Raw genomic sequence first — 14,092 nt, 5'->3', positions numbered from 1 at the left:
GACTCCTCGGCGGGTCGGGACGGTCGGGGCGTGGGTTCGGACGGGTGTGGTCGGTTCGGGCCCGCGGTCAGACCGCGGCGACGAGGACGATGCCGTCGTCGTCGGAGTAGGCGATGTCGCCGGGGACGAAGGTGATGCCACCGATCTCGAGCGGCACGTCGCGCTCACCGGCGCCGGTCTTGGTGGACTTGCGGGGGTTGGTGCCGAGCGCCTTGACGCCGATCTCCATCCCGCCGATGGCCTTCGAGTCACGGATCGCGCCGTTGGCGATGATGCCGACCCAGCCGTTGGAGCGGCCGAGTTCGGCGATGAGGTCGCCGACGAGTGCGGTGTGCACCGATGCGTCGCCGTCGATCACGAGCACTCCGCCCGGGTTGGACTCACCGAGGATCGACTTGAGCAGCGCATTGTCCTGGAAGCAGCGCACGGTGGTGACCGGCCCGACGAACTCCCGTACGCCGCCGTACTGGGTGAACTGGGTGTCGCAACTGCGCACGTCGGCGCCGATCTCGTCGACGAGGTCCGCGGTCGGGGTGAAGGTGAGCTCAGTCATGCCGCCCAGCATAGGCGGTCGCACAACTAGGTGTAACCGTCGCCAACACCTACCGGTGGTGAGTGCCACCCGCCGCGCCACGCACCGGTCCGGCCGGCCGTGCCGTTCCGGCCCTCGTTGATTCCGTTCGGTGGGCCCGATGGGGCATGAACGAGGCGCGCAGGTGGGTGGAGCGGGCCCCGATCACCCCTCGTCGGGCTTGACCAGCGGGAACGGCAGCGATTCGCGGATCGACTGCCCGGTGATGAGCATGACCACGCGGTCGACACCCACGCCGAGCCCACCGGTCGGCGGCATCGCGTACTCGAGCGCCTGCAGGAAGTCCTCGTCGAGTTCCATCGCCTCCGGGTCGCCGTCGGCGGCCAGGATCGACTGTTCGGTGAGCCGTGCCCGCTGCTCCACCGGGTCGGTGAGCTCGGTGTAGGCGGTGCCGAGTTCGACGCCCCACGCCACCAGGTCCCACCGCTCGGCCACCCCGGCACGGCTGCGGTGGGCACGGGTCAGCGGGGAGGTGGACGTGGGGAAGTCGGTGTAGAACGTCGGGAACGTGGTGCGGTCCTCGCCGAGGTGCTCGTACAGTTCGAGCACCAGCGCACCGGCATCCCAGTCGGGCCGAAAGGCGATCTCGAGACGATCACAGATCCGGCGCAGGTCGTCGGCATCGGTCTCGGGGGTGACCTCCTCCCCCGCCCCCTCCGACACGACCTCGTGGACGGTGCGCACCGGCCACTCGCCGGAGATGTCGATGCGTTCGGGCTCGCCGTCGGCACCGGTGCGGATGATCACCGGCTCACCGTGCGCGGCGGTCGCCGCGAACTGGATCATCTCCCGGGTGAGATCGAGCATCTTGAGGTAATCACTGTGTGCCGCATAGGCTTCCAGGCTCGTGAACTCGGGATTGTGACTGAAGTCCACACCCTCGTTGCGGAAGTTGCGGCCGAGCTCGAAGACTCGTTCCACACCACCCACGCACAGCCGTTTGAGATACAGCTCGGGGGCGATCCGCAGGTACAGGTCGAGATCGTAGGCGTCGATGTGTGTGCGGAACGGGGTGGCGTTGGCGCCGCCGTGGATCCGTTGCAGGATGGGCGTTTCCACCTCGAGGTAGTCGCGCGCGGCGAGGAAGTCGCGCAGCGCCTTGACCACCACACTGCGGGTCTGCAGCAGACGACGACTCTCCGGGTTGATCGCGAGATCCACATAGCGTTGGCGCACACGGGATTCCGGATCGGTCAGACCTGCCCACTTGTCCGGCAGCGGCCGTAGGCACTTGCCGTTGATCCGCCACGCGTCGACCAGCACCGACAACTGGCCGGACCGGCTGGCGCCGACGACGCCGCGCGCCTGGATCAGGTCACCGAGGTCGACGTCGCAACCGAAGTCGGGGGTGCCGGGGATGATCGCCGACTCCTCGACCAACACCTGCACCTGCCCCGACCAGTCGTGGAGGTCGGCGAAGACGACCTTGCCGAAGTCACGGATCCGCGTCACCCGGCCGGCGATGGTCACCCGCGTGCCTGCGGGCTGGGCGACGGCCTGCGCCACGGTGTGGGTGGGGGCGTCACCCGGTGGATAGGGATCGAAACCCTCCTCGATCAGCCGCTCCAGCTTGGCCATACGGACCCGGACCTGCTCGGGGCGACGCACCCCGACCACCTCGGCGTCGGCCTCGTCCTGCAGTGTGGCGACCAGGGCGTCGACGTCGACACCGGCCGGGATCGACGCCGTCCCGTCGCTGCGCTGCCGGTGACGGCCGAACGAGGGCAGCCGGATGAACCCCTCGGTGACCACCGAGGCGATCCCGGCGCGGGGCAGTATCCGGGCGTCCTCGAAGCACAGGAACCGGGGCTGCCAGTCCGGCAGGTACTTGGCGTTGGACTTGTAGAGCGACTCCATCTGGAAGAAGCGGGACCCGAACATGAGCGCCGAGTAGGTCGCACGCATCACCGGTCCGGCACCGATCTGCCCGCCCTGCTCGAAGAACGCGCGGAAGGTGGCGAAGTTCAGCGAGACGTCGGCGATGCCGAATCGGTCCGCGTCCCGGCACAGTTCGCTGACCATCGTCTCGACCACACCGTTGGGGCCGGTGCGATCGCGCCGCATCAGATCCAGTGAGACGCCGCGACGACCCCACGGCACGAACGACAGCATGCCGATCACCCGCTCGTCGCCGTCGGGTCCCGGTTCGATCGCCTCGACCAGCAGGCAGTCGCCGTCGGCGGGATCACCGAGCCGGGAGAGCGCCATGGCGAAGCCGCGTTCCTCGTCGGTGTCGCGCCAGGCCTCGGCCCGCTCGACGGCCTGCGCCATCTCCTCCGCCGACAACTCGCCGTGCCTGCGGATGCGCACGGTGACCCCGGCGCGTCGGGTGCGGGTGACGGCCTGGCGGACACCCTTCATCGCGGCGCCGCGCAGGCTGTACTCGGCGGTGTGCAGGATCGCCTCGTCACCGATGGTCAGGGTGCCGAACCCGGCCGCGTCATAGGCCTCGGCGCCCCGTTCGCTCGCGCCCATCGCCGCCGGGTGCCAGCCGTAGCGTTCGCAGAGGGTGAGGAACTCCGCGATCGCGCCCGGCCACGACTCCCGGTCGCCGATCGGGTCGCCACCGGCCAGGCACACGCCGAGCTCGACGCGGTAGGTGATGGCCGCCCGGCCGTCGGGCGCGAACACCACGGCCTTGTCGCGGCGGGTGGAGAAGTAGGCCAGCGAATCGAGTTCGCCGAAGCGGGTGATCAGCGCCCGGATCAGCCGCTCGTCGGCGTCGGTCATCAGGGATTGGAGCCGCTGCGATCGGAACAGCACCATCGCCGCGGCGATCAGGGCGACCGCACCGAACAAGCCCAGCAGCCCGTTGATCGGGGGCGGCGCGTGGTGGCCGTCGAAGGTGCGCTGGTCGATGGTCGCAAAGGCCACCACCCGGTTGAACGCGTAGGTGAGTTTCTCACCGGGGACCAGTGAGCCGGGGACGGCCCAGACCAGCGCCCAGCCGACCAGGGTGGCCACGCCCAGCCCGGCGATCAGCACCACCACGGCGCGCAGCAGCGCCCCGCGTCGTACCCGGGTGTAGAACTGCCGGTAGGTGGCGATCAGGAACACCAGGACCACCACGTCGACGCCGAGGCCGATCCAGATGTTAACGCGCTCGCTGTCGGAGATCGCGAAGTCCTGGCTCACCGGCGGGAGCAGCAGCAGCGCGTTGCCGATCATGAACAGCGCCAGGTAGATCACGCAGATCCACCACGCGATGCGTTTCCGGGAGGCGAGCGCGATCGCGACCAGGGCCAGCACGTACGCCCACGCGAAGCTGGTGTCGGGCATGGAGATCAGGTAGCTGTCGACGTAATCGCGGGGGTGGTGGATCCAGTGTCGGAAGAACGGGAAGATGCTCGACAGCAGCGCGATGGTCGCGAGTACACCGAGAACGGTGCCGGCGACGCGGGGCGCGCGGTGCCCGAAACCCCGTGGATGCCGGATGCTCTCGAGGAGATCCGCGGACCGACGATCTGCCGGGGTACGCGTGGGTGGGGTGATGACCGCCATGACCGACAACCGTAGTCGGCGCCCGGGCTCGCGGCAGCCATCTGCGTTCGGCAGGATGGCGGTGTGTTCGACGTGGAGATCAGAGATCAGGGCATCCGGCTGGGCCAGTTCTTGAAGCTGTCCAACCTCATCGAGTCCGGCGCGGAGGCCAAGGAGGTCATCGCCGACGGCCTGGTGTCGGTGAACGGTGAGGTGGAGACGCGCCGTGGGCGGCAACTCGAGGTCGGCGACGTGGTGGAGCTCGGCGGCGAGTCGGCCCGGGTCACCGGCGGCTGATCGCCGACCACCCGGTGCCGATCAGCGCAGGCCGGTGGTCACCGGTCCGGTCGTCCCGGCCGCCTCGTCATCGCTCCGGGGTCAGGCCGGGGTTCAGCGCGGAAGGCGTTCGATCTCGGCAGCGGTCACCAGTCGTTCGGCCTCGGCCGGGAACATCCGCGACAGGGTGCGGCGCCGACCCATGATCGAGGTCAGCATGGATGGCCGCCGTAGGCCGTATGTGGTCTTCGGATGGGGGAAAGTCGTGGTCAACTTCATGACTGAACATCCCTGAATTCGAGATAACGGATCTATTGTTTCAATTACTGTAGCGGACCTTCTCGGCTCCGCCCACTTACCCGTTCCATCGATCATCGCACCACGTTCGTTACCCTTCCGGTAGCGACGCGCGTCACACTTCATCCCCTCGGAGGACGCCCCGATTCCGAATCCGCAGCGTCCGAGACCTCCGACGTCAGGCCAGACCGGCCAGATAAGTGTGCGCCCACTGCACCGCGGTCACCCCCGGCGTCACCTCGAAGCGGGTGTAGTCACCGTGCGAACCGGACTGGATGAAGCGGTTGAACGCGATGATCTGCTGACGGGCCCGCGCGTTGGAGAGCTCCCCGACGATCCGCCCCGGACCGCCACCGGTGAGCATCTCGGCCAGGATCGCGCCCGCTTCGGCCTGATACTGGCCCACCTGGCTCGGCGTCGGATCACTGGTCTCGGCGAGGTAGCCGACGATGCGCGTCAGGTAGTAGTCGCGCGGGGTGTTGCAGTACAGATCCGTCGGGATGCAGATCGTGCGGGTCGTGGCGGTCAGCCAGCCCATACCGTTCACCCGGGGACCACCGCTGCCCTGCCCGGTCAGCGGCGGACCGACCAGCGGGTCCTTCGACGACCGGCGCGGATCGGCGAGCAGCACCACACCGGCGACCTGTCCGGGCCTGATCCGTTCCCGGCCGGTGCCGATCTCACTGGCCACGTCACCGGCGGCGTCGGCGCCCTGGCTGTACCCGGTCAGCGCGATCTTGGTGCCCGGGCATCGTCGGAGCATGGTGACGGCCAGCCCCTTGATGTTGTCGACCGCCTGCGCCTTGGACTTGCCGTAGATCGCCGACTCCCACGGGAAGGCGGTGGCGTCGTAGCCGACGTAGGTGACCTTGGTCTCCGGACCGAGACCGGACGTGACCGGACCGAGCAATCCGGGCCCGTCGTGCGACCACGTGCCCGGCACGGCCAGCACATACAGCTTCGGGCAGTCTGCCGCGGCAGCGTGACCTGCGGAGATCACCGCCCCGACGAACCCGATGACGAGGGCCATCGAGGCCACGAAAATCCTGCGCACAGCTTCCTCCATCACAATCCCCCGGCGTGATACCCAGCAGAGTCTAAGGCGGCGGCGGCCGTTCGCAACCGAGCGGGAGATGAACGTTCTGCGGATGCCCGGATCGCCGGAATTCCCGCTGCGCGAACGCAAATCGGAGAATTCGGACCCACCGGGAGCAGGGAGCCACCCACCCGCGAACGGGTGGGTGGCTCCCTGCTCGGATATCTCCGGTGAGATCAGCGCTGGGCGACCTGCGTGGGCCCGATCGGGGCGGGCAGATCGGTCGCGCCCGCCAGGAACGCATCGGCGGCCGCGGCGGCCGAGCGGCCCTCGGCGATGGCCCACACGATCAGCGACTGGCCGCGGCCGGCGTCACCGGCGACGAACACACCCGGCACCGATGACGCGAAGTCGTCGCCGCGCTTGATGTTGCCGCGGGCGTCGTACTCCACGCCCAGCTTGTCGAGGAGGTCGCCGCGCTCCGGGCCGACGAATCCCATCGCGAGCAACACCAGATCGGCCTCGAGCTCGAAGTCGGTGCCCTCCACCTTCTCGAAGCGGCCGTCACGCATGACCACCTCGTGGGCCTTCAGCCCGGTGACCCTGCCGTCGGTGCCGACGAACTCGTCGGTGTTGACCGAGAAGACGCGGTCGCCGCCCTCCTCGTGGGCCGAGGACACCCGGTACATCAGCGGGTAGGTCGGCCACGGGGTGGAGTCCGCGCGATGGTTCGGCGGCTTCGGCATGATCTCGAACTGGTGGACGATCTCGGCGCCCTGACGCAGCGAGGTGCCCAGGCAGTCGGCGCCGGTGTCGCCGCCACCGATGATCACGACCTTCTTGCCCGTGGCGGTGATCTGGCCCTCGACGGCATCGCCGAGCTGCACCTTGTTGGCCTGCGGCAGGAACTCCATGGCCTGGTGGATGCCGTCGAGCTCGCGGCCCTGGATCGGCAGGTCACGACCGATGGTCGACCCCACCGCCAGGACGACGGCATCGAAGTCGCTCCGCAGCTGCTCGACGGTGACGTCGACACCCACGTTCACACCGGCGCGGAAGACGGTGCCCTCGGCCTCCATCTGTTCCAGACGGCGGTCGATGTGGCGCTTCTCCATCTTGAACTCGGGGATGCCGTAGCGGAGCAGTCCACCGATGCGGTCGGCCCGCTCGAAGACGGTCACCGCGTGTCCGGCGCGGGTGAGCTGCTGGGCGGCGGCCAGACCGGCCGGGCCGGAACCGACCACGGCGACGCTCTTGCCGGTGCTGCGGCTCGGCAGCACGGGCTGCACCAGGCCGGTGTCCCACGCGTTGTCGATGAGTTCCACCTCGACCTGCTTGATGGTCACCGCGGGCTGGTTGATGCCCAGCACGCACGACGCCTCACACGGGGCCGGGCAGAGCCGGCCGGTGAACTCGGGGAAGTTGTTGGTCGCATGCAGACGGTCGATGCCGTCGTCCCACCGCCCCTTGTACACCAGGTCGTTCCACTCGGGGATCAGATTACCCAGCGGGCATCCGTTGTGGCAGAACGGGATACCGCAGTCCATGCAACGGCTGGCCTGGGTTGCCAACTCGCCCTTGTCGAAGTCGGTGTAGACCTCTTTCCAGTCGAGCAGACGGAGGTCCACCGGACGGCGGTCGGGCAGCTCCCGCTCCGGGTGCTTCAGGAATCCTCTGGGGTCAGCCACGTGCGGCCTCCATGATCGCTTCGTTCACGTCTCGTCCCTCACGCTCGGCCGCTGCGGCCGCCGCGAGAACCCGCTTGTAGTCGCGGGGCATCACCTTGGCGAACTGATTCTGCGCAGTGGCCCAATCGGCAAGCAGCGCAACGGCGACCGGGGACTTGGTCTCCGCGTGATGCGTGCTGATGGCACTGTGCAGGAACTCGATGTCGTCGGCGTCGAGTTCCTCGAGATCCACCAGTTCGGTGTTCAGGTTGTCGGCGAAGTTCTGTGCCGGGTCGTGGATGAAGGCGATACCGCCCGACATCCCGGCCGCGAAGTTGCGTCCGGTGGCACCGAGCACCACCACGCGACCACCGGTCATGTACTCGCACGCATGATCACCCACGCCCTCGACGACGGCGGTGGCACCCGAGTTACGGACGCAGAAGCGCTCGCCGACCACACCGCGCAGGTAGATCTCGCCGGCGGTGGCACCGAACCCGATCACGTTGCCCGCGATGATGTTGTCCTCGGCCACAAAGTCTTCCGGTGCGTTGTCGGCGGGCCGGACCACGATCCGGCCACCCGACAGCCCCTTGCCGACGAAGTCGTTGGCGTCACCGGCCAGACGCAGGGTGATGCCCGTGGGGACGAACGCACCGAAGCTGTTTCCGGCCGAGCCGGTGAAGTCGATGTTGATCGTTCCCGCGGGAAGCCCGTGTGCGCCATAGGCCTTCGTCACCTCGTGGCCGAGCATGGTGCCCACCGTGCGGTTGACGTTGGTGATCTTCGACGTGAACGACACCGCGGTGCCGTGGTCGATCGCCTCGCGGCTCTGCGCGATGAGCTGCTGGTCGAGCGCCTTCTCCAGGGCATGGTCCTGGGTGCCGGAGCAGTACAGGTCCTGGTTCATGAACGGCGACTCGGCGACGGCGAGCACCGACGACAGGTCGAGCTTGCCGGCCTTGGCCGAACCCCAGTGTGCGAGCGCCTTGGCGGTGTCGAGTGCCTCGACGTGGCCGACGGCCTCCTGCAGGGTGCGGAATCCGAGGCGGGCCAGCAGTTCCCGGACTTCTTCGGCGATGAACAGGAAGAAGTTCTCGACGAATTCCGGCTTGCCGGTGAACCGCTCACGCAGCAGCGGGTTCTGGGTGGCCACACCCACCGGGCAGGTGTCGAGGTGGCAGACACGCATCATGATGCAGCCCGACACCACGAGCGGCGCGGTGGCGAAGCCGAATTCCTCGGCGCCGAGCAGTGCGGCGACGACGACGTCGCGGCCGGTCTTCAGCTGACCGTCGACCTGCACCGAGATCCGGTCGCGAAGACCGTTGAGCAGCAACGTCTGCTGGGTTTCGGCCAGACCGATCTCCCACGGCGCACCCGCATGCTTGAGCGAGGTGAGCGGGGAGGCGCCGGTGCCACCGTCGTGCCCGGAGATCAGGACCACGTCGGCGTGTGCCTTGGAGACACCCGCGGCGACGGTCCCGACGCCGACCTCGCTGACCAGCTTCACGTGGATCCGCGCCTGCGGGTTCGCGTTCTTCAGGTCGTGGATCAGCTGGGCGAGATCCTCGATCGAGTAGATGTCGTGGTGCGGCGGCGGCGAGATCAGTCCGACGCCCGGCGTCGATCCGCGGACCTCGGCGACCCACGGGTACACCTTGTGCGGCGGCAGCTGGCCACCCTCGCCGGGCTTGGCACCCTGCGCCATCTTGATCTGGATGTCGGTGCAGTTGGTCAGGTAGTGCGAGGTCACGCCGAAGCGGCCGGACGCGACCTGCTTGACCGCACTGCGGCGCCAGTCACCGTTCTCGTCGTGGTGGAAACGACGCGGATCCTCGCCGCCCTCACCGGAGTTCGACCGGCCACCGAGACGGTTCATGGCGATCGCCAGGGTCTCGTGGGCCTCGGCCGAGATGGAGCCGTAGCTCATCGCACCGGTGGAGAAGCGCTTGACGATCTCCCGCGCGGACTCCACCTTGTCGATCGGGATCGGGTCGCGGTCACCGAAGTTGAAGTCGAACAGACCACGCAGCGTCGCGAGCGTGCGCGACTGGTCGTCGACCATCTTGGTGTATTCCTTGAACACCTTGTACTGGCCGGTGCGGGTCGAGTGCTGCAGCTTGAACACCGTGTCCGGGTTGAACAGGTGGTACTCGCCCTCACGGCGCCACTGGTACTCGCCGCCGACCGGCAGTTCGCGGTGGGCCCGCTCGCTGGGTCGGTCGGTGAACGCCAGGGAGTGGCGGGCGGCGACGTCCGCGGCGATCTCGTCGAGCCCGATACCGCCGAGCTGGCTGCGCAGACCGGTGAAGAACTCGTCGACGGTGTCCTGGCCGATACCGATCACCTGGAACAGCTGGGCGCCGGTGTAGGAGGCGAGGGTGGAGATGCCCATCTTGCTCATCACCTTGAGCACACCCTTGCCCGCGGCCTTGATGTAGTTCTTGCGCGCGGTCTCGAAGTCGATGTCGCCGAGTACACCGCGCTCCACCATGTCCTCGATGGACTCGAAGGCCATGTACGGATTCACCGCTGCCGCACCGAAGCCGACCAGCGTGGCGACGTGGTGCACCTCGCGACAGTCACCGGACTCGACGATCAGGCCGACGCGGGTGCGCTGACGCTCGCGCACCAGGTGATGGTGCACGGCCGCGGTCAGCAGCAGCGACGGGATCGGGGCCAGGGTCTCGTCGGACTCACGGTCGCTGAGCACGATCAGGTTGACGCCGTCGGCGATCGCCGCGGACACCTTGGCGCGCACCGCATCCAGCGCGGCGCGCAGGCCCGCGCCGCCCTCGGCCACCGGGTAGAGACCGTGGATGTGGACGCTGCGGAAGTCCGGCAGGTTCGCGTCTTCCTCGATCCGCACCAGCTTGGCGAGCATGTCGTTGTCGAGAACCGGTGAGGGCAGCGCGATCTGGCGGCAGGAGCCGGCAGTCGGGTGCAGCAGGTCGGCCTCGGCGCCGATGGTGCCGCCGATACTGGTGACCACCTCTTCCCGGATGGCGTCCAGCGGCGGGTTGGTGACCTGGGCGAACAGCTGCTGGAAGTAGTCGAACAGCATCCGCGGGCGCGCCGAGAGCACGGCGATCGGGGTGTCGGTGCCCATCGAACCGATGGCCTCCGCACCGGTCTTCGCCATCGGCGCGACCAGCAGGTTCAGCTCCTCGTTGGTGTAACCGAACACCAACTGGCGCAAGGTGACCCGATCATGGGCCATATGCATGTGGGGCAGCGCCTTGACCTCGTCGATGTGCACCAGCCCGGCCTCGAGCCACTCCTGGTAGGGGTGTGCGGCGGCCAGCTCGTCCTTGATCTCCTCGTCGTCGACGATGCGACCGGCGGCGGTGTCGACCAGGAACATGCGGCCCGGCTGCAGGCGCATCTTCTGCACCACGTCGGCGTGGTCGATGTCGAGGACGCCGACCTCCGAGGCCATCACGACCAGTCCGTCCTTGGTGACCCAGACGCGGCTGGGACGCAGGCCGTTGCGGTCGAGCACGGCACCGACGACGGTGCCGTCGGTGAAGCACACCGACGCCGGGCCGTCCCACGGCTCCATCAGCGTCGAGTGGTACTCGTAGAACGCCTTGTGAGACGGCTTCATCGCCTCGTGCCGCTCCCAGGCTTCCGGGATCATCATCAGCACCGCGTGCGGCAGGCTGCGACCACCGAGGTGCAGCATCTCGAGCACCTCGTCGAACCGCGCGGTGTCGGAGGCACCCGGGGTGCAGGTCGGGAAGATCTTCTCCGCGGCGTCGGTGCCGAACACCGAGGTGTCGATCAGCGCCTCGCGGGCCCGCATCCAGTTCTCGTTGCCGGTCACGGTGTTGATCTCACCGTTGTGGGCCACCCGGCGGAACGGGTGTGCCAGCGGCCACGACGGGAAGGTGTTGGTGGAGAAACGCGAGTGCACCAGGCCCAGCGAGCTCTCGACCCGCGAATCCTGCAGGTCGAGGTAGAACTCGCGCAGCTGCGGGGTGGTCAGCATGCCCTTGTAGACGAAGGTCTTGCCGGACAGGCTCGGGAAGTACACGGTCTCGCGACCCGGGCCGTCGGCGCCGGCGCCCTTGAGGCCGAGCTCGTGCTGGACGCGCTTGCGGACCACGAATGCCTTGCGTTCGAGCTCCATGCCGTCCGGGTCGACGACGTCGTCGCCGATCGCCAGGAACAGCTGGCGGAAGGTCGGCATGGCGTCGCGGGCGAGCGCACCGAGTCCGTTCTCGTTGACCGGCACCTCACGCCAGCCGAGCATCGTCAGGCCCTCGGACTCGACGATCTTCTCGACGCCGGCGGCCGCATCGGCGGCGTCGGCGGAGCCCTGCGGGAGGAAGGCGATGCCGGTGGCGTAGCGGCCCTCGGCGGGCAGCTCGAAGTCGACGACCTCACGCAGGAAGCGGTCGGGGACCTGGATCATGATCCCGGCACCGTCACCCGTGTTCGGCTCGGCTCCGGCAGCACCGCGGTGCTCCAGGTTCACCAGTGCGGTGATGGCCTTGTCGACGATGTCGCGGCTGCGTCGACCATGCATGTCGACGACGAATGCCACACCACACGAGTCGTGCTCGTTGATGGGGTCGTAGAGACCCACTGGCCCGGGGGCATACTTCATGTTCGCCTCACTTCGTGCGCGACACTGCGCACTGATTCACCCGATATGCGTCTTCTCGGTACGCGGCACCGGCGACCGGCGGTTCGGAGTCCCCGATATGGGCTGACCTGGTCCTCCGACGGTCACACGATGGCGTCCGGATGGTCAGCGCCGTTGCTGACTGGTGGGCCCGACGTCATCGGCCGGGCATGACACCACCCTGCTTGCTAAGCATTGTCGGCTATTTTCTCACGGGGGGTACCCACTATCGAAATCCGGCTACCACATCGGCCCCGATCCCGCAGATCAGGCGATCGCGGGAGCCGGTCATCGCGCCCGTTCGCACCCGCCGCGACGAGACCGGGTGAGTCACGACGCCGCACGCGCCGGCGTCGGGCGAAACGCCTCCGGTGTGACCTTGCACGACCTAGGGTCGGGGGGTGAGCACGCCGGCGTGGGGCATCTCCGACCTGTCGGACAGGGCGGCGACGGCCCCGGCCCGGGGTCCGCATCCGGCCGGGGCCCGCGGGTCCCGTCGGGCGCGCGCCCTGAACGGATATCTCGTCCGGGTCAGCCGCCCGATGATGGTGGTGACTCGGTTCAATCCGCCACCGGTCGCCGAACGCATGCTGCGGGCCACCCGCCCCGGCGTCAACCGCACGCTGGCTGCGCTCAGCCCGGTGCCGGCCGGGACCACCGTGCGCCCCGTGGTGGCCCGCCATCGGCGGGGACCGGTCCGCGGTGAGTGGGTCGGTGCCACCGGTCACCACGGCCACCGTCTGTCCTTGCGAGAGGCCGGCACCGTCCTCTACTACCTACACGGCAGTGGCTACGTGATCTGCTCACCGCGGACCCACCGCGGACTGGTTGCACGGCTGGCGCACCGTTCGGGCGCGCTCGCGTTCAGTCTGGAGTACCGACTGGGCCCGCAACACCGATGGCCGGCCGCCGGTGACGATGCGATCCGCGGCTACCACTGGCTGCTGTCGCAGGGCATCGACGCCGAGCGGATCGTCGTCGCCGGCGATTCGGCCGGCGGCCACCTCGCACTCGACCTGCTCGCCGACAACCAGCGGACCGGCACCCCGCAGCCCGGCGGGATGGTGCTGTTCTCCCCGCTCTACGACCCGACCTTCGCGCTCGCCGTGACACACCAGCGCTCAGGCATTCGCGACCCGCTGATCGATGCGGTTGCCGCACAACGCATTCTGCGGTTCTACACCGGCGACGCCGAGCCGGACGAGCCGCGCATGCGGATCGCCCTCGAATCGTCGGGCGACCTGCCCCGCACCCTGATCCAGTACGGCGGCCTCGAGGTCATGGGTCTCGACGCGATCACCTACCATCGCGCGCTGCTCGACGCGGGCGCCGACGCCACCCTGCAGCGGTGGCCCGATCAAGGCCACGTGTTCCAGATGTTCCCGCGGCTGACCCCCGAGTCGGGCCACGCCGTCACCGCCGCAGCGCATTTCATCGCCGACCTACCCGGCACCCGGACCTCGTCGGCCGTGGCCGGCGGGTGACCTGGGTCCGACCGGACCGCGCCGGCCGCGTCACACACCCGCGGCCCCGGCATCGTCACCGCAGGCCCCGGCCGGGGGTCGGGCGGGTCGCCGGCCCCGCGGCGGTCCGGCCGGATCACGCTCCGGGGGCGCGACGGCGGTGACGATCCGGTCGCAGATGGTCCGGAGTAGCGTCGCCTCGGTCGGCGACAACCGGTCGATGACGAACTCTCGGGCCGCGGCGACGTGCCCGGGGGCGGAGTCCACCACCTTGGCCCATCCCGCGTCGGTCAGGGTGGCCAGGGTGAACCGACCGTCGACGGGGTCCGGCGCCCGGGTGACCCACCCCTTCTTCTCCAACCGGGTGAAGGTGTGCGACAGCCTCGACAACGACGCATCGGTCATCCCGGCGAGGTCACTCATCCGCATCGCATGCCCCGGGGACATCGACAGTGCCGACATGGCGACGTAGTCGAAGTGCCCGATACCCGCATCCCTGCGCAACTGCGCATCGAGCGCGGCCGGTAGGTACATCACCACACTGGTCAGTGCCAACCACGTGCACTGTTCGTCGTCGGACAGCCACCGAGGCCCATCGCTGGTCGCCATACCCCTCCCGTCACAGCACGGTTGACGATTCAAGTCGAC

The 14,092-nt window shown here is 68.6% G+C and carries 9 protein-coding genes; 2 read left to right on the top strand and 7 right to left on the bottom strand.

Annotated features, from left to right (window positions below; translation table 11 throughout):
- Positions 1-67: 67 nt before the first annotated feature.
- Together rraA and lysX are read right to left on the bottom strand one after the other, a co-directional pair.
- Positions 68-565: a ribonuclease E activity regulator RraA gene (rraA, locus tag ACWDUA_RS14390; protein ID WP_449751737.1), complete on the bottom strand. Its 498-nt coding sequence runs from the start codon at positions 563-565 to the stop codon at positions 68-70.
- A gap of 171 nt (positions 566-736) precedes the next feature.
- Entirely contained in the window at positions 737-4,093 is a 3,357-nt protein-coding gene (gene lysX / locus ACWDUA_RS14385) for a bifunctional lysylphosphatidylglycerol synthetase/lysine--tRNA ligase LysX (protein ID WP_449751679.1), read from the bottom strand.
- Between the two features lie 63 nt (positions 4,094-4,156).
- Between lysX and ACWDUA_RS14380 the strand changes: the two genes are divergently transcribed.
- Complete coding sequence (locus ACWDUA_RS14380) at positions 4,157-4,369, top strand: RNA-binding S4 domain-containing protein (RefSeq protein ID WP_449751678.1); 213 nt, start codon at positions 4,157-4,159, stop codon at positions 4,367-4,369.
- A 93-nt stretch (positions 4,370-4,462) separates the two neighbouring features.
- Here the strand turns inward: ACWDUA_RS14380 and ACWDUA_RS14375 are convergent, their stop codons facing one another.
- From ACWDUA_RS14375 to gltB, 4 genes are all read right to left on the bottom strand, one after another.
- Positions 4,463-4,627 carry a hypothetical protein gene (locus tag ACWDUA_RS14375; protein ID WP_449751677.1) on the bottom strand — a complete coding sequence of 55 codons (165 nt, stop codon included), beginning with the start codon at positions 4,625-4,627 and terminating at the stop codon, positions 4,463-4,465.
- 196 nt (positions 4,628-4,823) lie between these two features.
- Complete coding sequence (locus ACWDUA_RS14370) at positions 4,824-5,675, bottom strand: cutinase family protein (protein ID WP_449751736.1); 852 nt, start codon at positions 5,673-5,675, stop codon at positions 4,824-4,826.
- A gap of 242 nt (positions 5,676-5,917) precedes the next feature.
- Complete coding sequence (locus ACWDUA_RS14365) at positions 5,918-7,369, bottom strand: glutamate synthase subunit beta (RefSeq protein ID WP_449751676.1); 1,452 nt, start codon at positions 7,367-7,369, stop codon at positions 5,918-5,920.
- A complete protein-coding gene (gene gltB / locus ACWDUA_RS14360) occupies positions 7,362-11,963 on the bottom strand; it encodes a glutamate synthase large subunit (protein ID WP_449751675.1) in 4,602 nt (1,533 codons plus the stop codon). Before gltB ends, ACWDUA_RS14365 begins: the two co-directional genes overlap by 8 nt.
- A gap of 419 nt (positions 11,964-12,382) precedes the next feature.
- On the opposite strand from gltB, the gene ACWDUA_RS14355 reads away from it, so the two are divergent.
- Positions 12,383-13,465: an alpha/beta hydrolase gene (locus ACWDUA_RS14355; protein WP_449751674.1), complete on the top strand. Its 1,083-nt coding sequence runs from the start codon at positions 12,383-12,385 to the stop codon at positions 13,463-13,465.
- A gap of 30 nt (positions 13,466-13,495) precedes the next feature.
- Here the strand turns inward: ACWDUA_RS14355 and ACWDUA_RS14350 are convergent, their stop codons facing one another.
- Entirely contained in the window at positions 13,496-14,053 is a 558-nt protein-coding gene (locus tag ACWDUA_RS14350) for a MarR family winged helix-turn-helix transcriptional regulator (RefSeq protein ID WP_449751673.1), read from the bottom strand.
- Positions 14,054-14,092: the final 39 nt, after the last annotated feature.

It is taken from the genome of Gordonia sp. NPDC003376 (assembly GCF_053589235.1).
Note: the sequence above shows the minus strand (reverse complement) of the source record. Positions and strands in the feature narration are given on the sequence as shown.

Coding starts and splice junctions, on each gene's coding strand:
- ACWDUA_RS14375 (WP_449751677.1), bottom strand. CDS start 4,627: ATGAAGTTGACCACGACTTTCCCCCATCCGAAGACCACATACGGCCTA.
- rraA (WP_449751737.1), bottom strand. CDS start 565: ATGCTGGGCGGCATGACTGAGCTCACCTTCACCCCGACCGCGGACCTC.
- gltB (WP_449751675.1), bottom strand. CDS start 11,963: ATGAAGTATGCCCCCGGGCCAGTGGGTCTCTACGACCCCATCAACGAG.
- ACWDUA_RS14350 (WP_449751673.1), bottom strand. CDS start 14,053: ATGGCGACCAGCGATGGGCCTCGGTGGCTGTCCGACGACGAACAGTGC.
- ACWDUA_RS14370 (WP_449751736.1), bottom strand. CDS start 5,675: ATGGCCCTCGTCATCGGGTTCGTCGGGGCGGTGATCTCCGCAGGTCAC.
- lysX (WP_449751679.1), bottom strand. CDS start 4,093: ATGGCGGTCATCACCCCACCCACGCGTACCCCGGCAGATCGTCGGTCC.